The following is a 22,454-nucleotide window of genomic DNA, read 5'->3' on the forward strand; positions in this document are numbered from 1 at the left end:
TCCTGTGTCAGTGCGCCGGACCAGCCGGACATCGCGAGTTTCCAGTGAAAGATCGCCGCCAGAGAATCTGGCGAGATGGCCTGAGAATATCACTGTTTTTCGTCGGGTGCGCATTCAGACGCGCTAAAAAACCGCAACCGACGCGCGGGTGCTGGTTTTTAGCGCGTCAACTCCTTATAATCTCGCGCAACCTTTTCCCCGTTGCACATTTTTAAGCCACTCCGGTTGGCTGGGATTCCTATTCTATGAGCGAAAAATACGTCGTTACCTGGGACATGCTACAGATTCATGCCCGTAAACTGGCTCAGCGCCTGCTTCCTGTTGAACAATGGAAAGACATTATTGCAGTCAGCCGCGGCGGTCTGGTACCGGCTTCGCTGCTGGCGCGTGAACTGGGGATTCGCTACGTCGATACCGTCTGCATCTCCAGCTATGACCACGATCATCAGCGAGAAATGAAAGTGCTGAAGCGCGCCGAAGGCGATGGCGAAGGCTTCATCGTGATCGATGACCTCGTCGATACCGGCGGCACTGCGCAGGCGATCCGCGAGATGTACCCGAAAGCCCGCTTCTGCACCATTTTGCGAAGCCGGCCGGACGCCAGCTGGTGGACGATTACATCGTCGACATCCCGCAGAACACCTGGATCGAGCAGCCGTGGGACATGGGCGTGGTTTACATTCCGCCAATCGTTAAAAACTGATTGATGCGCCTCAAACAACGCCCGGTTTTCCGGGCGTTGTGCTTTCTGCACCTCGCACCCAGAACTGGCGTACAGTAGACTTAGCCATCGCCGTTTCTGCTGCAGGAGAAGTGAGTATGTCGAGCAAAAATCTCAGCGAGGAGTTGTTCAAACCCCGCTTTAAACATCCTGAAACCTCTTCTTTGGTTCGTCGCCAGCACCACGCGACGCCCGATCTGCACTCCGCCCTTGATGGCGACAGCCAGCGCGGCTGGTATCGCATGCTGAATAAGCTGATGTGGACCTGGCGCGGTCTCACGCCGCAGGAGATCAGCGAAGTGCTGGCGCGCATCGCCATCAGCAACGTAGAGCATACCGACGAGACGTTGCTGGATACAGTGATCGGTTTCCGTGGCGGCAACTGGAATTTTGAATGGTGTCGCCAGGCGGGCATCTGGCAGCAGAAAGCGCTGGAGTGCAGTGACGACAACGAAGCGGGTGAGTACTGGCTGCATGCAGCCCATCTCTACAGCGTGGCCGCCTATCCCTATATCAAAGGCGATGAGCTGGCCGACCAGGCGCAAACGCTGGCGAATCGCGCTTATGAAGAGGCGACGCAGCGGCTGCCGGGTGAGCTGAAACCACTCACTTTCGCCATCAGCGGCGGCAGTCCGGTCAGCGGTTTCCTGCATATGCCCGCGGACGTCGAGGCGCCTTATCCCACCGTGCTGTTCTGCGGTGCGCTCGATTCCCTTCAGAGTGACCACTATCGGCTGTTCCACGATTACCTCGCGCCGCGCGGTATCGCGATGCTGACCATTGATGTGCCCTCCGTCGGCAACTCGGTGAAGTGGACCCTGAATCAGGACACCAGCTTCTTGCACCAGCAGGTGCTGCGTCAGCTGGAAACCGTACCGTGGATTGATCACACCCGCGTGGCGGCCTTTGGCTATCGCTTTGGCGCCAACGTGGCGGTGCGGCTGGCTTACCTGGAGTCGCAGCGGCTGCGAGCGGTGGCCTGTCTCGGCCCGATTGTGCATGCGTTGCTGACCCAGACGGCACTGCAGGATGAGATTCCGGATATGTACATGGATATGCTGGCGAGCCGGCTGGGAATGGCTTCCTCGTCTGACCGTTCCCTGCGTACCGAACTCAACCGCTATTCGCTGAAAACCCAGGGACTGCTGGGCCGTCGCACGCCGACGCCGATGCTGTCGGGCTACTGGCAGAACGACCTGTTCAGCCCGGAAGAGGAGAGCAAGCTGATTGCCAACTCCTCGGCAGAGGGCAAGGCGTTACTGATCCCGGTGAAACCGATGATGGCCAGTTTTGACCGGGCGCTAAATGAAATTTGCGACTGGCTGGAGAAGCGTTTAAAAAGGTAACTGGCAAAATTTACAGTATTTGCTACAACTATTACCTGAATTATTCCGACTGCGGTGCCGCACTTCACTCACCTCAGGCTGTGATGCCGACGACATGGCGTGGAGCAGACGGCGACAGTCCGGATGATTGAGGATCGATATCGGTCAAAACCTATGGAGAATTAGCATGACGTTACCGAGTGGTCATCCCCGCAGTCGCCTGCTTAAGCGCTTCACTGAGCTGGGGCCGTATATTCGCGATGGGAAATGTGGTGAAACCCGTTTCTTTTTCGACTGCCTGGCTGCCTGCGTCAATGTGAAACCGGCACCGGAGCTGCGTGAGTTCTGGGGCTGGTGGATGGAGCTGGAAGCGCAGGCCGATCACTTTACCTACGTCTACCATATCGGTCTGTTCGATAAAGAGGGCGACTGGTCGGTGGCAACCGTAAAAGGCAAAGAGAACACGGCGCGCGTGGAAGAGACCTTACGGAATTTCCATACCCGTCTGAAAGCGATGCTGCAGGAATTTGAGCTTGGTCTGATTCCGGCCAGCGATTTCGATGAGAAACCGGTGAAGCTCAGTGCCTGATCGGCGGGTTAAATAACAGAAAAAGGGCGAGTTGAAAAACTCGCCTTTTTTTATGCAGACACATTCAGATTAAGGGTAACGCACTGCGTACCCGCGTCCGCCACAGCAATCAACAGGGACGGCGCGGGTACGACAGAGATCAGAACTGGTAGGTCATACCCACGGCAACCACGTCATCGTTGTTGATTGACAGGGCGTTATCGTCATCCAGCTGGTTGATTTTGTAATCCACAAAGGCGGACATGTTTTTGTTGAAGTAGTAGGTGGCACCCACATCGATATATTTCACCAGATCCGCATCGCCGATGCCGTTCTCGATGTCTTTGCCTTTGGTCTGGACGTAGCCGATAGACGGACGCAGGCCGAAATCAAACTGATATTGCGCCACCAGTTCGATGTTCTGTGCTTTGTTAGCGGCACCGGCCACGGCAGCACCGGTGTTGCGGTTGGTGCCGCTGATTGGCGTCATGTTACGGGTGTCAGTATAAATCGCCGCCAGGTAAACGCTGTTGGCATCATACTTCACGCCTGCGCCCCAGGAATCTGCCCGGTCACCGCCGCCGTAAGCACGCGCCTGCTGCTGGTTGGTGCGGTCAGAGGAGGTAATGGCACTCATCAGACTCACGCCGGTATCGCCCAGGGTATAACCGAGTGACGCACCATAGCCATCGCCGTTCTGGCGGTTGATGTCGGTACGGCTGTTGGCGCTGCTGGCGTCATTTTTGCCCTGATACTGCAGCGCAAATTTCAGACCATCCACCAGGCCGAAGAAGTTATTGTTACGGTAAGTCGCCACGCCTGTCGCACGCTGGGTCATAAAGTTATCGGAACGTGCCGTACCGTCACCGCCAAACTCCGGGAACACATCGGTCCAGGCTTCAACGTCATACAGCACGCCATAGTTACGGCCGTAGTCGACAGATCCATACTGCGAGAATTTCAGACCGGCAAAGCCGAGGCGGGTTTTGTTACCGTTGTTGGCATCGCTGCCTTCGGAGTTGTTGACGTTGTACTGATATTCCCACTGACCGTAACCGGTCATCAGGTCGTTGATCTGCGTCTGGCCTTTGAAGCCGATACGCACGTAGGATTTGTCGCCATCTGAGCCGGCATTATCGCTGAAGTAATGTTCAGCTTTCACTTTGCCGTAAAGATCCAGTTTGTTGCCATCTTTGTTATAGACTTCGGCAGCCTGTGCGGTAGACGCCAGCGCCAGAGCGGAGATGATCATTGCCAGTGTGCTTTTCTTCATTTGCTATCAATCCCAATGTGTACGTCAAAAAGTTGTGAAAGTTTTTGTAAAACACCGACTTTTTACCGGCTGGTGATGAACTTTTTATGACACTTTCCGTGATTTCTTGTTAACCGTGAACTTTTGGTCTACACCCTTGTCCGCGTAAAATCGTGCTTTTCCCCCGCTGGCTGTTGGCTTCCTTATCCACTCCTGTTAAAACGTCCTTTCGTAAAAATTTTTACTACGGCAGGAAATATGAGTGGCAGTCAGACCTTAGTGGTCAAATTGGGTACCAGCGTTCTCACCGGCGGGTCACGCCGGTTGAATCGGGCGCACATGGTGGAGCTGGTGCGTCAGTGTGCTCAGCAGCATGCTGCAGGCCACCGTATTGTGATCGTCACCTCCGGCGCGATGGCGGCCGGACGCGAACATCTGGGTTACCCCGAACTGCCGCCGACCATCGCCTCAAAGCAGCTGCTGGCTGCGGTGGGGCAGAGCCGTCTGATCCAGCTGTGGGAGCAATTGTTCTCCATCTATGGCATTCACATCGGTCAGATGCTACTGACCCGCGCCGACATGGAAGATCGCGAGCGTTTCCTGAATGCCCGCGACACGCTGCGCGCACTGCTCGATAACCACATTGTGCCGGTGATCAACGAAAACGATGCGGTGGCAACCGCCGAGATTAAAGTCGGTGACAATGACAATCTGTCGGCGCTGGCGGCGATGCTTGGCGGCGCGGACAAACTGCTGCTGCTGACCGATCAGCAGGGCCTGTTTACCGCCGATCCGCGCAGTAATCCCGACGCTGAGCTGATCAGTGACGTGCATGTGATTGACGATGCGTTACGCTCATTAGCGGGCGGCAGCGTCTCCGGGCTGGGCACCGGTGGGATGTCGACCAAGCTGCAGGCAGCCGATGTCGCCTGTCGTGCCGGTATCGATGTGATCATCGCTTCAGGTAGCCGCAGCGGTGTGATCAGCGATGTGATCGACGGCAAGCCGGTCGGCACCCTGTTTCACGCTCAGCAGTCGCCACTGGAAAACCGCAAACGCTGGATTTTCGGGGCGCCGCCGGCCGGTGAACTGACGGTGGATGACGGCGCGCTGGCGGCGATTATCGAACGGGGCAGCTCGCTGCTGCCGAAAGGGATCCGCGCCATCCAGGGTAATTTCTCCCGCGGTGAAGTGATCCGTATCCGCAGCCTGCAGGGGCGGGATATCGCTCACGGCGTGTCGCGCTACAACAGCGACGCGATGCGAATGATTGCCGGACACCACAGCCAGCAGATCAGTGAAATTCTCGGCTATGAATATGGTCCGGTGGCGGTTCACCGCGACGACATGATCGTCAGTTAAGGAGCAGACAATGCTTGAAGAGATGGGAAAGGCAGCCCGCGCAGCAGCCTATCGCGTGGCCGATCTGTCGACCGCAGAGAAAAACCGGGTCCTGATGACCATTGCCGATCGTCTGGAAGCCGAAAGCGCCGATATCCTGGCCGCCAATGAACTGGATTTAGCCGATGCGCGCCAGAATGGCATGAGCGCGGCCCTGTTAGATCGGCTGACGCTGAACCCGCAGCGGCTGAGCGGCATCGCCAGTGACGTGCGCCAGGTTTGTCAGCTGGCCGATCCGGTCGGGCAGCTAATTGATGGTGGTCTGCTCGACAGCGGGCTGCGTATCGAACGCCGCCGTGTGCCGCTCGGCGTGGTGGCGGTGATTTATGAAGCGCGCCCCAATGTAACGGTAGATGTCGCCAGCCTGTGCCTGAAAACCGGCAACGCGGCGATTTTGCGCGGCGGGAAAGAGACGTGGCGCACCAACGCCGCCACGGTGCGCGTTATCCAGAACGCCCTGCAGCAGCACGGTCTGCCGGCGGCGATTATCCAGGCAATTGAAAATCCCGATCGTGAACTGGTGAATCAGTTGCTGAAGCTGGATCGCTACGTCGATATGCTGATTCCACGTGGCGGTGCCGCGCTACATAAACTGTGCCGCGAAAACTCCACCATTCCGGTGATCACCGGCGGTATCGGCGTCTGTCATATCTACATCGACGAAACGATGGAGATTGAACCGGCGCTTGAGGTGATCGTTAATGCCAAGAAACAGCGTCCCAGCGCCTGTAATTCGCTGGAGACCTTGCTGGTGGATCAGGCGATTGCCGACCGGTTCCTGCCCGCCTTCTGCGCCCGGATGGCACAGGAGAATATTGTGCTGCACGCTGACAGCAACCTGCTGGCGCAGTTGCAATCGGGCCCGGCCCAGGTGATGCCGGTTAACCCATCACAGTATAATGATGAGTGGCTGTCGCTCGATCTTAATGTGAAGCAGGTGGCCAATATGGATGAAGCGATCGACCACATCCGGACCCACGGCACCCAGCATTCCGATGCCATTCTGACCCGCAGCACCCGCAATGCCACCCGCTTTGTTCGCCAGGTCGACTCGTCAGCCGTCTACGTTAACGCCAGTACCCGTTTTACCGATGGCGGACAGTTTGGTCTGGGAGCGGAAGTCGCCGTCAGTACCCAGAAGCTGCACGCACGCGGCCCGATGGGATTAGAGGCGCTGACCACCTACAAATGGATTGCCTGGGGCGACGACACGCTGCGTCCATAACCCCCTATTTTTTTAACAAAACGGGAGTCTTTCACAGACTCCCGTTTTTTTTACCGGCCGCTTTCGGTCCAGTCATAGATAGAGTTTCTCGCCTGTAAGATAATTTTCCGTTACTGTCGGAGCGCTTCAGCGAATAAAGCTGACTGAATTTCACGCAATTCCTTACGGAAGATTCCTGAAAGCCGGGGCTATGCGCGGCCTGAGGCAATATTTTTTGTTCAGGTGCAAACGGCAGAGGATAATGATAATTAGAAATGCTTGATAAAGCGGTTAGGTAGTAAACGGACGGTAATATAAAATGAACTGGTAGCAATAATGAAAATAACATCCAGTACCTCCTCTATGGCTGATTATTAACTAATGGTTAAAAAAGAAAGTACAAGACAAGCTTTCACCGCCAGGCTGATCGCGGCCTGTGAGAGTGCTGGCATTGTCGGACATGGACGAAACAAACAGGTTGCTAAAGCCCTGCAGCAGCAAGGCTGTAAGATTTCAACGCCGGGGGTGTGGAAGTGGTTTAACGCCCAGTCAGTGCCTGATGGTGGCAATTTACTGGCGCTCAGTCAGCTGCTTGGCGTGCGCGTCGAGTGGCTGCAGTACGGTATGGATCGTCCGGCTGAGCCGGTGACGTTAAGCACGCTGACCAGCCATAAAAACGTATTTCGCGTTGATAGCCTCGATATCGGCCAGAAAAGCGCGGCGGGCGTGCCTGCGCGCGATGAGTTTGTCGAAACCATCCAGGCGATCGAATATGGTCAGGATGAGGCGCGGGTGCTGTTCAACGGCCGCCCGGCAGAAAATATCCGATTAATTGCGATCAACAGCGATTCAATGGCGGACACCTTCGCTCCGCGTGACCAGCTGTTTGTCGATATCAGCGTGCGGATGTTTGACGGTGACGGCATCTACATTTTCACACTGGACGAGCAACTCTACCTGAAACGCCTGCAACTGCAGCATAAGAAAATTGCTGTCATATCAGACAACAAGCGCTACGAAACCTGGTATCTCAACCACGATGACGTAGCCAGCCTCAAGGTACTCGCCAAAGTCATCATGAGCCAGGCACGACACTATCAGATCCTCGGCTAAGCCCGTTATCAGCGGTCCGGATCAGATTGCCTGCAAAAAAATAATCGACATAAATTCAAAAATTTAACCAGTGGTAAATAAAAAATTAACCAACAGTGTTTGATAATGCATAAGAACCTGTTAATAATTTGAACATGGATGAACGAAGCAGTTCTTTCAGGGATGAGCCGCTCTTAAACAATTGAGGCGCTGCACAAGCGCGAATCAAACCACCCAAAAGTCAGTGAACTTTGGGATGGGGTGGATGCGCAAAATGCAGCGTCGTCAGATGCCGTTTATTCCCCTTCGCCTACTTTCCACCTGGCTGCTCACGCAGCCGGGCGGTGAGTGTGCGAGCGTGAATCGCGACATTCGGGCCCGTTCGGTTCGCCGAAAGCTCGCGCCTGCCACCCCATCGCCAAAGACTCATTCACAGGAGGAGTTATGGCGATAATTCACTATGGCAAAAGCGTTTTCATGGGCAACGCACGTACTCGTCGCCATCGGCGGCGCCAACCTCTCAGCAGCCTGAAACAGAGCATCGACCAGGCCCTGAACTTCCCACCAGAAACACTCACCCTGCGGCGAGCGGAACAAATCTGCCAGCGTCAGGTTACCCCGCGCGTCGATCGCGCTATCACAGCACCACGCGCTAAAAATCAGGAGGCGCCCAGCTTTGACAACTGCTGTCTGCCGCATGTGCATCTCTACGCAGTGCGCTGAATAGCATCAGTAATCCCCCTGTTTTATCCGCCGTTCCCTGTCTGCCACCTCTATTTTTAACTGGTCGTAATCCGGTTAATTACTGTTCAGTTTTGCTGCAGGGTTAACCCTGCCTGCGGCGGGCGTGGTGGTGGCCATTGATCAGCGGGCGTTATGTATTTCTTTTCACAGGACTGAGTCGCTCTGACCCGTCATTGAGGAATCGTTATGAGCCAGATAATTGCAATGCTGAATTTTGAAGAGGGGTATGCCGACGTGCCTTATCTCGACACGCTGGGCTTCCCGACCGTCGCGGGCGGGATCCGCATCGGCCCGAAAGGGGCCTCGCTGAGTAACTACGCGTTTCGGGTGCCGCGACGCGTCGGGGATGTCTGGAAGCAGTGCATTGTGGAAGGCAAGGTGCAGGAGATGCAGAGCCGCGAGCTGCTGCGCAATGCGCTGGCGAAATGTAATGACGCCCGCACTGATGTGCTGCTGAGCATGGCTTATCAGCTGGGCGTCGATGGCGTCATGCAGTTCAGAAATATGCTCAGCGCCATCACCAGTGAAAATTTTAATGAGGCGGCTGACGCCATGATGAACAGCCTGTGGGCACGTCAGACGCCGGGCCGGGCCAGACGTCATGCTGAAGTGATGCGCAGCGGCACCTATGCCGTTTATCGGGGGCTGCTATGAGATGGCTCATGTTTCTCATCGCCGTGCTGACGGCGATCATTATTCTGCTGCTGCTTCAGCGCTTTACCACACTGCAATTTGTCTCCCATGCCCGTCTGTTATTCAAAACCTGGTCAGTCTGGCTCGCGTCGCTGGGGTCGATGCTCAGCGCCTGGGCGCAATCCTTTCCCTCTGCGGCGGTGGATGCCTGGAACGTGCTGCCGGAGGACGTCAAATCGATACTGCCGCACAACTACCTCGGACTGGTCGGCGCTTTCATGGTGGCGATGGGTGTCATTGCCCAGTTTGTTCGTCAAAAAAACCTGCTGAATGAAAAGCAGCAGGTGGAGGTAACCAAACCATGACCCTGTTAACCACCTTACTCGGCGGCAGCTGGCACTGGATCGCGGCGCTGGCTGCGGTAATTGCGGCACTGGGCGCCAGTTATTTTGGCGGAAAGAAAATCGGCAAAGTGCAGCAAAAAGCCCGTTCTGACGTCGATAACGCGCAACAACAGGCGTCCCGCGTCGAAGCGGTCGCACAGCAACAACAACATAATCGTGAGGAGGCCAATCGTGTGGCGACTGACAATCACAACCTTGATGACGCTGCTGCTCGCGACAAGTTGCAGCAGTCGAAATACCACAAACCCTGAACCGGTGGCGATAACCGATTCAGCCTGCGTGCTGTTTTCCCCTCTTTATACCTACGGCGATGACGCACAAAAGATGGACGTTCGCACCGTGCGTGCCATCAACACCCACAACGACATGTGGGACACCCTCTGCGGCCACCCGGCCATTACAAAGTAACCTGCTGATAATCAGCGCCTTAACTAAGTCATCCTGAGGAGGATACTATGATCGAAGTTAACTCTTTTGCTGAACTGCGCACCACAGTCCCGTCAAAATCAGGTGAAGTTGCGATTCTGAAACGCTACTACGATAAAGACTCCAGCTTCCGTGGCGGTGCTGACTTTGTTGGTTTTCTCAGCAGCACCGTCCTGAAAGACGATGGCGGTACGGTGGCAGTGGGCAACGGTTTTTACTGGAAACGCACCATTAACGATCCCACTGAAGTGAATATTCTGCACTTCGGTGCGAAAGGGGATGGCGTCACTGATGATACGGATGCGTTTAAGCGGATGCTGGCGTGGACCCAGACTTACAACACCTACGTCAAAGCCCTGCCGGTACGTTTTCCTGGTGGTCGCTTCCGGATTTCACCTATCGATCTTAGCGCCACAGAAATCCCGTTCTTTGGCCTGTTAGGCGACGATCTGGAGCTGGGCTCGCTGCCGCGCACCACCATTATTTCCGATAAAAGCCCCAATACCGTGTTTAAAGTAAAGGCTCGCCGTACCGCGATCAAAGGCATCGTCTGGAACGGGCAGGCCAGCGCCGATACCACTGCCAAAGTCACCATTTTACCCGAGCAGTGCAGCAACAATCAGCCGTTCTTCGAAAATACCTGTATCGAAGGACAAACCGTCAATATCAGCTGCTTCCGGGCGCAAAGCACCGGTGGCACGGTATTTAAACTGCAGGATACGCTCGACAGTAAGTTCGACCAGATCTACACCACCAGCACCTTCTCGCGGGTGTTTGATGTCGGCTGGTCTAACTCACCGAATGGCGTCTGGGATCACTCGACTGCCATTGAGTTAAGCAATGCCAACTTCCAATCCGGTTATGGTGACGCCACGCTTTATATGCCGCGTATGACCCAGGGGATCCTGCGTAACGTCTGGATTGAGCATACCCGCAATCCTGGGGATCTGTCGGACGGTGGCTGGACCATTGATACGCTGAACATTGAAGATTGCGGTACGCCGCTCAACCTCAACAATGCCCGCGTCATCATGCGTCAGATTAACCTGCAGGCCGGGGCGAAAATTACTAACGATCTGGCCGCCGGGAAGTGGTTATCGACCTTTGAATATGGTTACCGTCGTGATGAAAACCACGGCAGCTATTCAACCGGTTCGATGCGCGTCGGCTATTTCAGCGGATATAAGGTGGTGAACAACACCGATACCGATAACTGGTACCGGCTGGGTCAGCTCTACTTCCCGGCGCCTAACCAGGCGTGGGTCATGGAACTGATCGGGAAAGCGGATACCACGACGCCCTCCGGCACCGCAGGGTCGCCGGTTAACCTGCCGGGCACCGGTAAAACCCTGATCAACCTGCAGCGCCTGGAGACGGTGTGGGCGGATGCGCATCACATGGGTCAATCCTCGGTGCTCGATATCCGTTATAACCGGGTCGGCACCACCTATGCGGTGGTATGGGTCAAGCTGAGGGCTAACAGCGGCGAAACCATGTTTAACCTCAAGACCACCGGTCCGACCCGTTTCGATACCGGTTCCTGCTCGCTGTTTCAGTCCGATATGTCGGTGGTGACTGATATCACCAAAGTCGGGACGCTGAAACCAGCTGCGCGCTTTGGCATGCATAACGGACTGGCGGGTATTGGTGCCAATGAAAAAGGGGTGGTGACGCTCGCAACGGCGGCGGGAACCCCGGCTAACAAAACGGCGCCGACCGGTTTTGTGCTGATCAATATCAACGGCGTTGACCGTAAGGTCCCTTACTACGATTGATGATCGGCACTTTTTGGGCGAGGCAGCTGCCTCGCCCTTTTTTTGTCTGAGACTTGTATTGCGGCAGTCTCATTCTGGCATGAGGCGCTGCGAAAATCCGCAGTTGAATGGCCGCTCTCTTGACGCATTTCCGCTTTTTTCTAAGGTATTTCCCCGCTAATCCCCCCCGTTTGCCGGTATAGCTCAGTTGGCAGAGCAGCGCATTCGTAATGCGAAGGTTGGAGGTTCGACTCCTCTTACCGGCACCAGTTATCTCAGGCAATTACCTTCCACGCGTACCTTCACTTTTTATCCTGTACAACCGATCCTCAACAGCTGTTTTCCCGCTTCTGTTAAGGGTGCCGTGAACATTGCAGCCAGACTTCGTCGGCTGATATATTCAGCCCAACCGCGCGTGCTGGCTCTCAGCCCGTAGCGCTGATGGAGTGATGCAGTGATGTACCGGACGACCATCGTCCGACGTCTTAAGCATCCGAAACGAGGAAACGGAGATGAAAAAAATCCTGCTGGTCGTTGCCCTGACGATGGGGTCATTTATTGCGAATGCAGCTGACAAGCCTTACCTGTTTGATTTTATTCAGGCTAAAGAGAGTGGGGCGGCTTATAACAGGCTGGTTGAGCGCTACAGGTTACCTTCATGGGTCAGAAATGGCGGGACCAGTTTTCCGGCCGATGAGGTCGTGATTAAAGGCGTGAAGTATCAGGTTCTTTCAGGTTGCAAGCCTCATCACTGCCCGGTGCAATCTATCGCCATCCTTTATTCACCTGATAACGGGGCGATTCATGGTCTCTTCTCTGAGTACGATATGAAAAGCGACCGCCAGACGCTCAGCTGGATGAACCTTAATCCGACCGATTCTGCAGAGATGCGCAGCATTCTGTTTAACCGATTGAATGGTGGCGCTTCACACTGAGGCGCCTGCGGGCCCTTTGCGACCACGGTGACGGCGATTCAATTAAGGGTTACTGACGATTAATTTAAATTGCTGCTTGCGTCACCCGGCGAAGTGTGGCTTAATGAATCGTCGGTTTGATTAACAGACACTATCAAAGTAAGTATCCAAAGCAGTTCTCATCTCTAAGTTTGTCGCGAGACATCCCTTCTTTTTGAGTCTTCTCTTACGTTCTGATTAAAATCTGTTCTCAGGCCATTATGCCGGAAGGCTCGATATATTAAGGATTTAAGCATGTCTAACAAAATTCGCGGTACCGTTAAGTGGTTTAACGCAGAGAAAGGCTTCGGTTTCATCTCTCCTCAGGACGGCAGCAAAGATGTATTCGTACATTTCTCTGCAATCCAGGGCACTGATTTCCGTTCATTAGATGAAGGTCAACAAGTTGAGTTTACAGTAGAAAATGGCGCCAAAGGCCCAGCTGCTGCAAACGTTGTTGGTCTCTAAGGACTGAAAATTACATTTAAATGTCCTCACTGTAATGGCTCACAGTTTCGTACATCACACTTTGATGTTACAAGAGCCAATCCGCATGGAGCGAAATGCATTTTCTGCAAATCTGTCGTTGTTCAGGTGAACGCGGCGAGGATTGCACTTCAGAACCAGCCTCGCGCTTTCTGATTTAAGGCTAACTGAGCTTTATAGCGTTGTTGCATTGACTGTAATGAAAGGCTGCCCCCGGTAGCCTTTTTTGTTTCTGTCATTCTGCTTCTGCTTCTGCTTCTGCTTCTGCTTCTGCTTCCTCTGATGTTCCCGCCATTGCGTTCCTTATCCATGGATGCGCCTGTCGCTGGCGAACGTTCTGACGTCATCGCTTCTCAATTCACCAGAGATTAACGCAGGCTCAGACGCTAACTCGTCCGTCATACCAGCAGGACTACACCGTTACGGCCCGCCGTAGCAGGCCGCTGGAGCCACTTCGCTACTGATCAGATACGCTATCAGGCATTGTGCGCGGCGTTCAGCGAAAGCTGTCCTACCTTAAACACGCTCATCGCCTGCGCCATCCGTTCAGCCTGATCCTGCAACGCCTGTGAGGCCGCTGACGCTTCCTGCACCAGCGCGGCGTTCTGCTGCGTCACCGCTTCCATCTGGGTAATCGCCATATTGATCTCACTGATGCCGCTGCTCTGCTCGCTGCTGGCGATAGTGATTTCACTCATGATGTTCGCCACACTTTGTACGCTGTTGACCACTTCGCCAATGGTTGATCCCGCATGGGTCACCAGTTTGCTGCCTTCATCCACCTTCGCCACTGAATCCTCAATCAGCACTTTGATCTCTTTGGCGGCAGACGCAGAACGCTGCGCCAGATTACGCACCTCAGAGGCAACTACCGCAAAGCCGCGGCCCTGCTCACCGGCACGCGCCGCTTCGACCGCCGCATTGAGTGACAGAATGTTGGTCTGGAAGGCGATAGAGTCGATCACGCTGATAATATCGACAATTTTCTTCGACGACAGGGCAATGGCCTCCATCTTCTCGATCACCTGCTCCATGACCACGCCACCTTCGCGCGCCACGCTGGAGGTGCTCGCCACCAGCTGGTTAGCTTCACGGGCGTTATCGGCGTTGTGCTTAACCGTTGAGGTCATCTGCTCCATCGCCGAGGCGGTCTCTTCCAGCGAACTGGCCTGCTGCTCGGTGCGGGTTGAGAGATCAAGGTTGCCGCTGGAAATCTGGTTCGACGCCACCGCAATGGTATCGGAACCGGTACGCACTTCGGTCACAATAGAGAGCAGGTTATCGTTCATTCGTTGCAGTGCCTGCATCAGCACACCGGTCTCATCGCGTGACGTCATCTGAATTTTTGAACTCAGATCGCCAGCAGCAACGCGTTCGGCCACATCCACCGCAGCCACCAGCGGGCGCACAATCGAGCGCGTCAGGAAAATGCCCAGCAAAATGGAGGCCAGAATCGCCAGCGCAGAGAAAATCAGCGTGATGGAAATCGCTGACTGACCATTCGCCACAATGCTCTGTCCTTCGCTGCGCAGTTGTGAATCCTGAGAATTGGCAAACGCGACAGCATCATCGAGGAATTTGTTCTGAGTCGCGGTCATCGACTTGAGTACATAGGTGCTGGCAGCATTAAAATCACCGGTTTTCACCAGGGTGATCAGCTCCGCTTTGACCTTTTCGAACGCGTCGGCAGAGGCCAGCAGACCGGCAATTTTTTTCTTACCGACCGCGGTAACCTGAATATCAGCGATCTTTTTCATGGCGGCGTTAGTCTGCTGAGTCGCTTCGTCCAGCTGACCGTAACGTTTCACGTTCATTTCCGGTCGATTGGTGTCGATCACAATGCCGCGCAGGTATTTGATCTGATCGTTGACACCATCGCGCACATCAAATGCCAGTCGCACTTTTACGTAACGATCGTCCACGATCGACGCAATAGCGGTGTTAATGCTGTTAATTTTCGTTATGGATGTCACACCAATAACAATCAGTAACGTCACAACAATACCGAAGGCTGCGGCGAGCCGCATACCCACCTTCATATTCTTGATACTGACCATATTCTTTCCCCGTTTTATTATTTTTCACTGTGTTATCAGCAATCAGGTTCCTTGCTGTTGTGCGCGTTGCACATCCTTTAACCCGCATTGTGTCGCGGGAAAAAAGATGATCTCGCGCACACTGTTATCGGAGCGTTAAGCTTTACCTTTAATTTTTTTGAAGTAACAGGCAGGGGAAAGCGCACAATTAATCGCATCGATTAATTGTGTTTAACGAAACGGCTCCGATAAAAGCGGAAAGCCGGATGTGCCTGGCCGGGCTGACAGTCACAAAACTGGCAGCCTGAACCCTACGGGATGAATGAAATTAAAAGACTAAAAAGTAGAGGCCGACCCAGAACATCAGGCTGAGGATCACGGCGGAAACCCAGGCAAGCTGACGCAGTCGGCCACGCAGCATATTGTGACGGGAAGTAACGGGTAAGGTTTCGCTGTGCATGGATAAGATTCCTGGCTAAGTAAAAACACAGTGCGAAACAGGCAAGGGCAGCAGACCGACCGTAAACGCGTCGGCCTGCATTCGCTTAGCGGGCTGCTTCGAGAACGTTAAAAATCACGTCAGAGAGTTCGTTTAATTCGAATTTGGCGACATAACCGTCGGCACCCACTTTACGTACGTGATCTTCATTGGCGCTGCCAGAGAGTGAAGAGTGGATCACCACTGGCAGACGTTTCAGCATCCCGTCACGCTTGATGTTTCGGGTCAGCGTGAAGCCATCCATTTCCGGCATTTCCAGGTCGGTCAGGACAAAGGCGATTTTATCGTGAATCGACTCGCCGGCAGCCTGCGCTTCCTGGCTCATCAGCTTGAGTTTTTCCCACGCTTCCAGGCCGGTGTTAAACATCAGTGACGGAATCCCCATGCTCTTCAGGCCCTGTTCCAGCAGCTGACGCGCCACTTTGGAATCTTCCGCCACAATGGCGACGGCGCCGGGTCGATAGTTAAATTCACGCGCTCTGGTTGCTTCCGGTTCAACACCGCGAACCGAAGGAATGATGTCATACAGAATTTGTTCAACATCCAGCACCATCGCCAGATCGTTACTCTGCTGGTCAGTATTGAGGCAGGCGATACTGGTAATGTTGCGGCCACCGATACCCGCTTCTGCGGTATGCACCTGGTTCCAGTCGAGACGCACAATATTCTCAACTGACTCCACGGCAAACGCCTGAGTATTACGCGCATACTCGGTGACCAGCAGCAGATTCAGGCCGGTTTCTGGCACGCAACCGGCGACCGCTGGCAGATCGATAACCGGGATGAACTGACCGCGAATGCTGGCCATACCCAGCAGCGGTGAACGCATACCGGCGGCTTTGGTGATGGCGGGCATCGGTACAATTTCACGCAGCTTGAACACGTTAATGCCAAACAGTTCGGACTTGCCTTTCAGCTGATCAGAGCCTAAGCGAAACAGCAGCAGTTCAAATTTGTTCGATAACGCGAGGTTTGCTCTCTCATCAATCTCTTTTTGAAAATTATCCATCGTTGCCTCTGCATTAACGCAGCTGGTGAAATAGGGTGTGAACAGGTTATCGGCAGCAAAAGGAAAAAGGTGAGAACAGAAGGGTGAAATAAAACGGACGCCAATTATTGTGCCAGGCTTAACGGTGAAGGTTCAACATGGACACCTTTCCAATAAAGGAGTGTGAAATGAAAAAAGTAATTTTAGCGTCACTGTTGGTGGTAATGAGTGCGGGCGTGTATGCCGAAGAGGGGGGATACAAAGCGGGCGAAGCACCGCCGCCGCAACACAAACAGGATGCAGGTTATAAAGGTTCGGAAGATACCGGCCAGACACACATCGACCAGATTCGTGATTTCCGCCCGGGGGGTTATGTGACGCTGGAAGGCTACATCGTGAAAAAACAGCAGGGCGATACTTATCAGTTCCGCGATAATACCGGCACATTACCGATTATTGCGCCAAAGAAAACCTTCGATGGTAAAACCTACACCGCTGAGGATAAGGTACGCGTTAGCGGTAAGGTGCAGGGTAAAGGGGACAAAACCACACTGCACGTTACACAGATCGACAAGCCGTAACAGCAAACAGGGCGAGGCAATCGCCTCGCCCCTGATACTTAATCCTTCAGCAGAATCGCCCGGCAGGCTTTCCCTTTGATTTTTCCCTGCTTGAGTTTCACCAGTGCCCCTTTAGCCTGAGCCGCGTCAATCGCGACGTAGGCGTGGGTCGGCGTCAGCACAATCTTACCGATCTGGTCAGCACGATAACCCGTTTCACCGGTCAGTGCGCCGAGGATATCGCCCGGACGGATCTTGGCTTTGCGGCCACCATCAATGCACAGCGTCATCATTGCGGCAGGCAGGGGTTTACTGTTGCCTTTTTTCAGCGTGCTGGCGGCAATCCACGGCAGCTTCTGTTGCAGAAAATCTTCCAGCGCATGGGCGCGCGCCATCTCATCGGCCGCAACCAGGCTGACCGCGACGCCGTGCTCGCCAGCGCGTGCGGTGCGGCCAATGCGGTGAAGATGCACTTCCGGGTCCCAGGCCAGCTGATAGTTCACCACCATTGCCAGCGATTTAATATCGAGTCCGCGCGCGGCCACGTCGGTTGCCACCAGTACCCGCCCGCTGCCGTTGGCGAAGCGGATCAGTACGCGCTCACGATCGCGTTGCTCAAGATCGCCATGCAGCGGCAGCGCGCTGATATCGCGCGCATTCAGCGCCGCAGCAATCTCATCGCATTCACGGCGGGTATTACAGAACACCACGCATGACGCAGGCTGGCGCTCGCTCAGCAAGGCGATCAGCAGCGATAACTTTTCACCGTGGCTGGCCTCAATGAACTGCTGTTCAATCGACGGCAGTTCGCTAACTTCTTCCGTCACCACGCTCAGCGCATCTCGCTGGAAGCGGCTGCTGATGGCGGTAATGCCCTCGGGCCAGGTGGCGGAAAAAAGCAGCGTCTGGCGTGACGCTGGCGTCGCCTCAATAATGGTTTCCATATCGTCGCGGAAACCCATCTCCAGCATCCGGTCAGCTTCATCCAGCACCAAAGTGCGCAGATTTTCCAGCTTCAGGTTTTCACGTTTGATGTGATCGAGAATACGACCCGGTGTACCCACCACAATATGCGGCGGATGCACCAGCGAATCACGCTGGGCGCTCATCGGCTGGCCGCCACACAGAGTCAGAACTTTAATGTTACGGGTGAAGCGTGCCAGCTGACGCAGCACGTTGCCGACCTGATCCGCCAGTTCACGGGTCGGGCAGAGAATCAGTGCCTGGGTCTGAAACCGGGCGCTGTCGATATGGTGCAGTAAGCCAATACCAAAGGCGGCGGTTTTCCCGCTGCCGGTTTTTGCCTGCGCGCGCACGTCACGACCCTGCAAAATGGCGGGCAGCGTGGCGGCCTGAACCGGCGTCATGCTGGTATAGCCTATCTCGCGCAGGTTATCGAGCTGGCTGTCGGGAAGCGAATTGAGGGTAGAAAAAGCGGTCACGGGCGCGGCCTCTGAGGCTGAAAGTGGAGGGCAGTATTGCGCGCGCAAGTCTGGCAGAAAGCACGCCTGACAGCAACGGTAACCTTGAGGTTAGCAGTATGAAACAATTTATTGAGGAGTGACTAAGAATTAACCGAAGTTGCGTTAAAATTGGTGTTTTTTTTTAATACTTTGTCGCAGGTGAAAGAACGACCTGCCGCTGCGTTTATTCATTAAGGCCAGACATTAGTTTATAACTCGGCGTTTTTAAAAAAATATTTCATTGTTAATCAGATAACTCCTTAATGCTGACTACAGCAAAAGAATTAATCATTAAAAGATATCGCCCTTGATGCCGATAAAAATCAGGAGCTAATTGCTTTATATTTAGCGCGCCATATTCCTGGTACAACGACCGGTAGAGGGTATTTTCATTGAGTAATAGCATCCAGGGACCACATGAGAATGTGCTTAAAATAGTAGGCCGCGCCGTACTGACACTGCACGTTCATGGAGAGAGCTTATCAGCCGATAAGATCGCTTCTATGATCGGCTGTTATGCGGAAGATGAGCCCTGTGATCAGGAAGATCGTCGCTTATATGCGCTGGCAATGGAATTAATGTCGAACAGTAAATGGGCTAAAACCGCCTGACGGTTTGGTCCATTCAGGTAAATGCAGAGCCTCCGATCCGGGGGCTCTGTTGTTTCAGGCGGAGGTCAGCATAAATACCGGTTTGCCGCGAGAGAAGGTTGCGACGACCGGTGAAATGCGGGCTACGGCTTCTGCAGAACAGCTTGCCGCCACCAGCATCATGCTGGCCTCATCACCCGAATTCGGCCACTGACGCTCCCCTTTAGCCGACAGCGGCAGTTGACCATCGGTTGCGATTGCCAGCGTCCGTGACAGCGAAAATTCATCTGACCCCCGATAAAGCTGCGCATACAGATTCGCTTTCTCCAGCATGCTGCCGGTGCCAAATGGTGACCAGTGATCGATAACACTGTCGGTGCCGGTCATGACCTTAATGCCCGCGGCCTGCAACTGTGGAATCGGCATAGTAAGTTTGCCGATCGGCAGGGTTGAGGCGATGCTGAACTGTTGCTCAGCCAGCGCCTCAATCATCCTGTTCAGTGCGCTGCCCTCCAGCGTCGCCAGCGCAAAGCCGTGACTCAGCGTTACTTTGCCCTTCAGTGCCGGGTTACGGGCCACGGTATCAATCATGTACTGAATCGCTGCCACGCCTGCTGCGGACGTTTCATGCAGGTGAATATCCACGCCGCGCTGATAGTCGAGTGCTATCAGGAACATCGCATCCAGTGACTTTTCCATCGCGCCATCCACATTAGTGGGATCCAGCCCGCCCACATACTGTACGCCGCGCTGCATCGCCTCGCGCATCAGGCCATCGACCTGGGAATGCAGCAATCCGTGCTGAGGAAACGCCACAATTTCGCAGGGAAAATCGGGGTGATTCGCCAGCGCGGCCTGCAGGTGATCGAGGCTTTGCAGGCCGCTGACCGGATCGATATTGCAGTGGCTGCGGGCGCGGGTAGTGCCTTTGGCGTGTAGCAGCGCAATCAGGCCCTCGGCTCGTGCCTGGGAATGAGGCAGCAACTGTGGGATCAGCACCTGTTCCCGGGCGATCATATCCATGATGGTTTTGCCCTGACGCGGACGCGGCGCCTGCCACGGTCCACCATAAAAGGTCTTATCAAGATGGATGTGCATATCCTGAGTCGAAGGCAGCAGCAGCGCACCCTGGGCATCCCACGTCGGTAACATGCTGTCGCCCTGGCCCGGCGGTTGCAGCCGATCGATTTTTCCGTCACGCACGCTGATGTCATACAGCGCAGTCCGGGTGGCAATAACTTCATCGCCCTCACGTTCAAATCCTTCTTCCAGCCGCACATTACGCAGCAGGTAGTGATCCTGCTGCGGCAGGGCAGCGGCGCGGTCGGGGGCAGTGGATACGGCACTGGCCGCTACGCTGACCTGGCTCATGCCCGCGGCCAGTAAACCACCGGCCGCAGTCCAGCGTACGCTCTGGCCGAGAAAGTCACGACGGCTCGGAGAAGGGGAAGTGGGCATCAGAGGCTCCTGCAAAATGAATAAGATCCTAATCTGACAAACGGCAGCCCGGCTTGCTGCGCTATTTTCCACTGCTGGCTATTCGAAATTTCACTGCCAGCGTAACTGACCAAATGCCACCAGCGCCTCAGCCAGTTCACGCTGTAACGGATCCTGCGGCTGACGGCAGAACAGCGCCAGCTCGAAGCTATCGATCACCGGCAGTCCCTGTTCGCTGCCCAGCACCCGATGCTGCGGCAGGCGACAGCTGGCGGGCAGCAGGGTCAGACCGAGCCCCTCGGCGCTGGCGGCAGCAAGCGCCACCAGACTGGCGCTGCTGTAACTGATGCGCCAGCCGCGGCCCAGCGCGTCGAGCGTCTGGCAGACCTCATCGCGGTACAATCCCAGCTGCGGAAACAGCACCAGCGGCACTGGCGTCTGCTCAAAGCAGGGGGACGCGGCGCTGTCGAGCCACAGCAGCGGTTCCGGACGCGACGCCAGCGGCCGCTCGCCATAGGTCTGTTTGATCAGCATGATATCCAGCTCTTCACGCTGCCAGGCCCGCCGCAGCTCCACCTGCATCCCGCTCATTACATCCAGCCGCAGCTGAGGATGGGCGCGACTGAAATGCGCCAGCAGGCCCGCGGTCGGTGCGGCGAAATCCTCTGGCACGCCGAGACGCAGCACGCCCTCGCGCCATTGATCGCTCAGCACGTCGTGCGCTTCACCGTTCAGGGCGATAATCCGGCGGGCATAGCCCAGCAATTTTTCACCCTCTTCGGTGATCTGAACCTGATGTGATGAGCGCACCAGCAACGCTTTACCCACCATCTCTTCCAGCCGCCGCACCTGCTGACTGACTGTGGATTGCGACAGATGCACCCGCTCAGCGGCGCGGGTAAAGCTGGCCGTTTCACACACTGCGACAAAGCTCAGCAGTTGCTGCGGCGTAAACATCGGCTGACGATTCATTTTCCCACTACCTGACAGAGTCATATTTCATTTCCAGATAGTAGCGATGCGTGTCAGGCTGGCAACTTTTAATTCTGCGGATTTCAGATGAACAGAGAAAATAAGCTGCTGCTGGCGGCGCTGGTGCTGGCCGGACTAAACATGCGACCGCTGATGACCTCGGTCAGCCCGCTGCTGGAGCAGCTGCGACAGAACATTGGCCTGTCGCCACTGGCGGCGTCGCTGTTGCCTGCGGTGCCGATGATGATGATGGGCGCAATTGCGCTGACCAGCGCCCGGCTGATGCAGCGATTTTCGGTGCGTAACCTTTTACTGGGCGGGTTGTTTCTGCTGCTGCTGGCGCTGGTGAGCCGACTGTTTGTCAGCGACGGCCGCTGGCTGGTGCTCAGCACGATACCGGGCGGAGCGGGGATTGGCGTGGTGCAGATGGCGATGCCGGGTCTGATCCGTCAGCGCTTCAGCCGTCAGAGCGCGCCGGTGACCGGCCTGTGGGCGGGCGCGCTAATGGGAGGCGGCGGGATCGGCGCGGCGCTGACGCCGTGGCTGAATGCGCATTCGGCTGGCAGGGCGCGCTGAGCAGCTGGACGCTGCCGGTGGTGCTGGCGCTGCTGCTGTGGCTGTTTATTCCGACCGCACCACCGGTAAAAGCGGCGGCGGTGGTGCTGCCTGCGTTATGGCGTAAAACCCGCGCCTGGACGCTGGCGCTGAGCTTCGGGCTGGTGAACGGCGGCTATGCGATCTGCGTCGCCTGGCTGCCGGATTTCTATCATCAGCTGGGCTGGAGCGCGCAAGCTGGCGGCTCGCTGCTGGGCATGATGATCGGTTGTCAGGTGGCAGGCGCACTGCTGCTGCCGCTGCTGGCACGCGGCAGCGATCGCCGGCCGCTGCTGTTGCTGACCCTGGCACTGCAGCTGTGCGGGATGCTCGGTTTCCTGCTGGCACCGCA

21 protein-coding genes, 1 tRNA gene and 2 pseudogenes are annotated in these 22,454 nt (G+C 55.4%); 17 read left to right on the plus strand and 7 right to left on the minus strand.

Going from position 1 to position 22,454, the window contains the following annotated elements:
- The first annotated feature begins 245 nt into the window (after positions 1-245).
- The 3 genes and pseudogenes from gpt (at position 246) to crl (ending at position 2,635) form a co-directional block, all read left to right on the plus strand.
- A pseudogene (gene gpt, locus HA41_RS08805) lies at positions 246-703 on the plus strand (xanthine phosphoribosyltransferase).
- A gap of 116 nt (positions 704-819) precedes the next feature.
- Positions 820-2,067 (plus strand): esterase FrsA, encoded by a 1,248-nt coding sequence (gene frsA, locus HA41_RS08810; RefSeq protein ID WP_094120460.1) that lies wholly within the window; start codon positions 820-822, stop codon positions 2,065-2,067.
- Positions 2,068-2,233: 166 nt separating this feature from the next.
- Positions 2,234-2,635 carry a sigma factor-binding protein Crl gene (gene crl / locus HA41_RS08815; RefSeq protein WP_094120461.1) on the plus strand — a complete coding sequence of 134 codons (402 nt, stop codon included), beginning with the start codon at positions 2,234-2,236 and terminating at the stop codon, positions 2,633-2,635.
- Between the two features lie 139 nt (positions 2,636-2,774).
- On the opposite strand, the gene ompC is transcribed toward crl, so the two are convergent.
- Complete coding sequence (gene ompC / locus HA41_RS08820) at positions 2,775-3,887, minus strand: porin OmpC (protein ID WP_094120462.1); 1,113 nt, start codon at positions 3,885-3,887, stop codon at positions 2,775-2,777.
- Between the two features lie 237 nt (positions 3,888-4,124).
- Here ompC and proB point away from each other — a divergent pair, with 237 nt between their 5' ends.
- The 12 genes from proB to ymcF all read left to right on the plus strand — a co-directional run bounded on the left by proB (position 4,125) and on the right by ymcF (position 13,119).
- Positions 4,125-5,228, plus strand: coding sequence for a glutamate 5-kinase (proB, locus tag HA41_RS08825; RefSeq protein ID WP_094120463.1), 1,104 nt, complete (start codon positions 4,125-4,127; stop codon positions 5,226-5,228).
- Positions 5,229-5,238: 10 nt separating this feature from the next.
- Entirely contained in the window at positions 5,239-6,492 is a 1,254-nt protein-coding gene (gene proA, locus HA41_RS08830; RefSeq protein ID WP_094120464.1) for a glutamate-5-semialdehyde dehydrogenase, read from the plus strand.
- 360 nt (positions 6,493-6,852) lie between these two features.
- The gene (locus tag HA41_RS08835) at positions 6,853-7,584 is read left to right on the plus strand and encodes a S24 family peptidase (RefSeq protein WP_094120465.1); all 732 of its coding nucleotides are present in this window, start codon (positions 6,853-6,855) and stop codon (positions 7,582-7,584) included.
- 423 nt (positions 7,585-8,007) lie between these two features.
- A complete protein-coding gene (locus tag HA41_RS08840) occupies positions 8,008-8,286 on the plus strand; it encodes a transcriptional antitermination N peptide (RefSeq protein WP_094120466.1) in 279 nt (92 codons plus the stop codon).
- A gap of 207 nt (positions 8,287-8,493) precedes the next feature.
- Complete coding sequence (locus HA41_RS08845; RefSeq protein ID WP_094120467.1) at positions 8,494-8,961, plus strand: lysozyme family protein; 468 nt, start codon at positions 8,494-8,496, stop codon at positions 8,959-8,961.
- Positions 8,958-9,305 (plus strand): DUF7940 domain-containing protein, encoded by a 348-nt coding sequence (locus tag HA41_RS08850; RefSeq protein WP_094120468.1) that lies wholly within the window; start codon positions 8,958-8,960, stop codon positions 9,303-9,305. The genes HA41_RS08845 and HA41_RS08850 overlap by 4 nt, the downstream gene beginning before the upstream one ends.
- Positions 9,302-9,595: a hypothetical protein gene (locus HA41_RS08855; RefSeq protein WP_094120469.1), complete on the plus strand. Its 294-nt coding sequence runs from the start codon at positions 9,302-9,304 to the stop codon at positions 9,593-9,595. Before HA41_RS08850 ends, HA41_RS08855 begins: the two co-directional genes overlap by 4 nt.
- A gap of 204 nt (positions 9,596-9,799) precedes the next feature.
- Positions 9,800-11,545, plus strand: coding sequence for a glycosyl hydrolase family 28-related protein (locus HA41_RS08860; protein ID WP_094120470.1), 1,746 nt, complete (start codon positions 9,800-9,802; stop codon positions 11,543-11,545).
- Positions 11,546-11,717: 172 nt separating this feature from the next.
- Positions 11,718-11,793: transfer RNA gene (locus tag HA41_RS08865), tRNA-Thr, on the plus strand.
- Between the two features lie 243 nt (positions 11,794-12,036).
- Positions 12,037-12,459: an Ivy family c-type lysozyme inhibitor gene (locus tag HA41_RS08870; protein ID WP_094120471.1), complete on the plus strand. Its 423-nt coding sequence runs from the start codon at positions 12,037-12,039 to the stop codon at positions 12,457-12,459.
- Between the two features lie 273 nt (positions 12,460-12,732).
- Entirely contained in the window at positions 12,733-12,945 is a 213-nt protein-coding gene (cspE, locus tag HA41_RS08875; protein ID WP_009091867.1) for a transcription antiterminator/RNA stability regulator CspE, read from the plus strand.
- 3 nt (positions 12,946-12,948) lie between these two features.
- On the plus strand, positions 12,949-13,119 hold the full coding sequence (ymcF, locus tag HA41_RS21345) for a cold shock small protein YmcF (RefSeq protein ID WP_143807302.1): 171 nt from the start codon (positions 12,949-12,951) through the stop codon (positions 13,117-13,119).
- Positions 13,120-13,439: 320 nt separating this feature from the next.
- On the opposite strand, the gene HA41_RS08880 is transcribed toward ymcF, so the two are convergent.
- From HA41_RS08880 to HA41_RS08885, 3 genes are all read right to left on the minus strand, one after another.
- Positions 13,440-15,020, minus strand: coding sequence for a methyl-accepting chemotaxis protein (locus HA41_RS08880; protein WP_094120472.1), 1,581 nt, complete (start codon positions 15,018-15,020; stop codon positions 13,440-13,442).
- 307 nt (positions 15,021-15,327) lie between these two features.
- The gene (locus HA41_RS21530; protein WP_279627061.1) at positions 15,328-15,459 is read right to left on the minus strand and encodes a hypothetical protein; all 132 of its coding nucleotides are present in this window, start codon (positions 15,457-15,459) and stop codon (positions 15,328-15,330) included.
- Positions 15,460-15,544: 85 nt separating this feature from the next.
- Complete coding sequence (locus tag HA41_RS08885; RefSeq protein WP_094120473.1) at positions 15,545-16,507, minus strand: chemotaxis protein; 963 nt, start codon at positions 16,505-16,507, stop codon at positions 15,545-15,547.
- A 167-nt stretch (positions 16,508-16,674) separates the two neighbouring features.
- Between HA41_RS08885 and HA41_RS08890 the strand changes: the two genes are divergently transcribed.
- Positions 16,675-17,067, plus strand: a complete 393-nt coding sequence (locus HA41_RS08890) for a YgiW/YdeI family stress tolerance OB fold protein (protein WP_094120474.1) — start codon at positions 16,675-16,677, stop codon at positions 17,065-17,067.
- A 38-nt stretch (positions 17,068-17,105) separates the two neighbouring features.
- Here HA41_RS08890 and dbpA read toward each other — a convergent pair whose 3' ends face one another.
- The 3 genes from dbpA to HA41_RS08910 all read right to left on the minus strand — a co-directional run bounded on the left by dbpA (position 17,106) and on the right by HA41_RS08910 (position 21,508).
- Entirely contained in the window at positions 17,106-18,488 is a 1,383-nt protein-coding gene (gene dbpA / locus HA41_RS08895) for an ATP-dependent RNA helicase DbpA (protein ID WP_094120475.1), read from the minus strand.
- A 686-nt stretch (positions 18,489-19,174) separates the two neighbouring features.
- Positions 19,175-20,557 carry an amidohydrolase gene (locus HA41_RS08905; RefSeq protein WP_094120477.1) on the minus strand — a complete coding sequence of 461 codons (1,383 nt, stop codon included), beginning with the start codon at positions 20,555-20,557 and terminating at the stop codon, positions 19,175-19,177.
- A 90-nt stretch (positions 20,558-20,647) separates the two neighbouring features.
- On the minus strand, positions 20,648-21,508 hold the full coding sequence (locus tag HA41_RS08910; protein ID WP_094120478.1) for a LysR family transcriptional regulator: 861 nt from the start codon (positions 21,506-21,508) through the stop codon (positions 20,648-20,650).
- An 87-nt stretch (positions 21,509-21,595) separates the two neighbouring features.
- On the opposite strand from HA41_RS08910, the pseudogene HA41_RS08915 reads away from it, so the two are divergent.
- Positions 21,596-22,454, plus strand: a pseudogene (locus HA41_RS08915) (MFS transporter); the annotation flags it as partial.

It is taken from the genome of Pantoea conspicua (assembly GCF_002095315.1).
In the GTDB taxonomy this organism is placed as follows: Bacteria; Pseudomonadota; Gammaproteobacteria; order Enterobacterales; family Enterobacteriaceae; genus Pantoea; species Pantoea conspicua.

Excerpts from the sequence above, each read along its gene's own strand:
- HA41_RS08890 (WP_094120474.1), top strand. The coding sequence starts at position 16,675 with ATGAAAAAAGTAATTTTAGCGTCACTGTTGGTGGTAATGAGTGCGGGC.
- proB (WP_094120463.1), top strand. The coding sequence starts at position 4,125 with ATGAGTGGCAGTCAGACCTTAGTGGTCAAATTGGGTACCAGCGTTCTC.
- cspE (WP_009091867.1), top strand. The coding sequence starts at position 12,733 with ATGTCTAACAAAATTCGCGGTACCGTTAAGTGGTTTAACGCAGAGAAA.
- HA41_RS08905 (WP_094120477.1), bottom strand. The coding sequence starts at position 20,557 with ATGCCCACTTCCCCTTCTCCGAGCCGTCGTGACTTTCTCGGCCAGAGC.
- crl (WP_094120461.1), top strand. The coding sequence starts at position 2,234 with ATGACGTTACCGAGTGGTCATCCCCGCAGTCGCCTGCTTAAGCGCTTC.
- ompC (WP_094120462.1), bottom strand. The coding sequence starts at position 3,887 with ATGAAGAAAAGCACACTGGCAATGATCATCTCCGCTCTGGCGCTGGCG.
- HA41_RS08850 (WP_094120468.1), top strand. The coding sequence starts at position 8,958 with ATGAGATGGCTCATGTTTCTCATCGCCGTGCTGACGGCGATCATTATT.
- HA41_RS08860 (WP_094120470.1), top strand. The coding sequence starts at position 9,800 with ATGATCGAAGTTAACTCTTTTGCTGAACTGCGCACCACAGTCCCGTCA.
- HA41_RS08845 (WP_094120467.1), top strand. The coding sequence starts at position 8,494 with ATGAGCCAGATAATTGCAATGCTGAATTTTGAAGAGGGGTATGCCGAC.
- HA41_RS08910 (WP_094120478.1), bottom strand. The coding sequence starts at position 21,508 with ATGAATCGTCAGCCGATGTTTACGCCGCAGCAACTGCTGAGCTTTGTC.
- HA41_RS08855 (WP_094120469.1), top strand. The coding sequence starts at position 9,302 with ATGACCCTGTTAACCACCTTACTCGGCGGCAGCTGGCACTGGATCGCG.
- HA41_RS08835 (WP_094120465.1), top strand. The coding sequence starts at position 6,853 with ATGGTTAAAAAAGAAAGTACAAGACAAGCTTTCACCGCCAGGCTGATC.
- HA41_RS21530 (WP_279627061.1), bottom strand. The coding sequence starts at position 15,459 with ATGCACAGCGAAACCTTACCCGTTACTTCCCGTCACAATATGCTGCGT.
- proA (WP_094120464.1), top strand. The coding sequence starts at position 5,239 with ATGCTTGAAGAGATGGGAAAGGCAGCCCGCGCAGCAGCCTATCGCGTG.
- frsA (WP_094120460.1), top strand. The coding sequence starts at position 820 with ATGTCGAGCAAAAATCTCAGCGAGGAGTTGTTCAAACCCCGCTTTAAA.
- HA41_RS08870 (WP_094120471.1), top strand. The coding sequence starts at position 12,037 with ATGAAAAAAATCCTGCTGGTCGTTGCCCTGACGATGGGGTCATTTATT.
- HA41_RS08885 (WP_094120473.1), bottom strand. The coding sequence starts at position 16,507 with ATGGATAATTTTCAAAAAGAGATTGATGAGAGAGCAAACCTCGCGTTA.
- HA41_RS08880 (WP_094120472.1), bottom strand. The coding sequence starts at position 15,020 with ATGGTCAGTATCAAGAATATGAAGGTGGGTATGCGGCTCGCCGCAGCC.
- HA41_RS08840 (WP_094120466.1), top strand. The coding sequence starts at position 8,008 with ATGGCGATAATTCACTATGGCAAAAGCGTTTTCATGGGCAACGCACGT.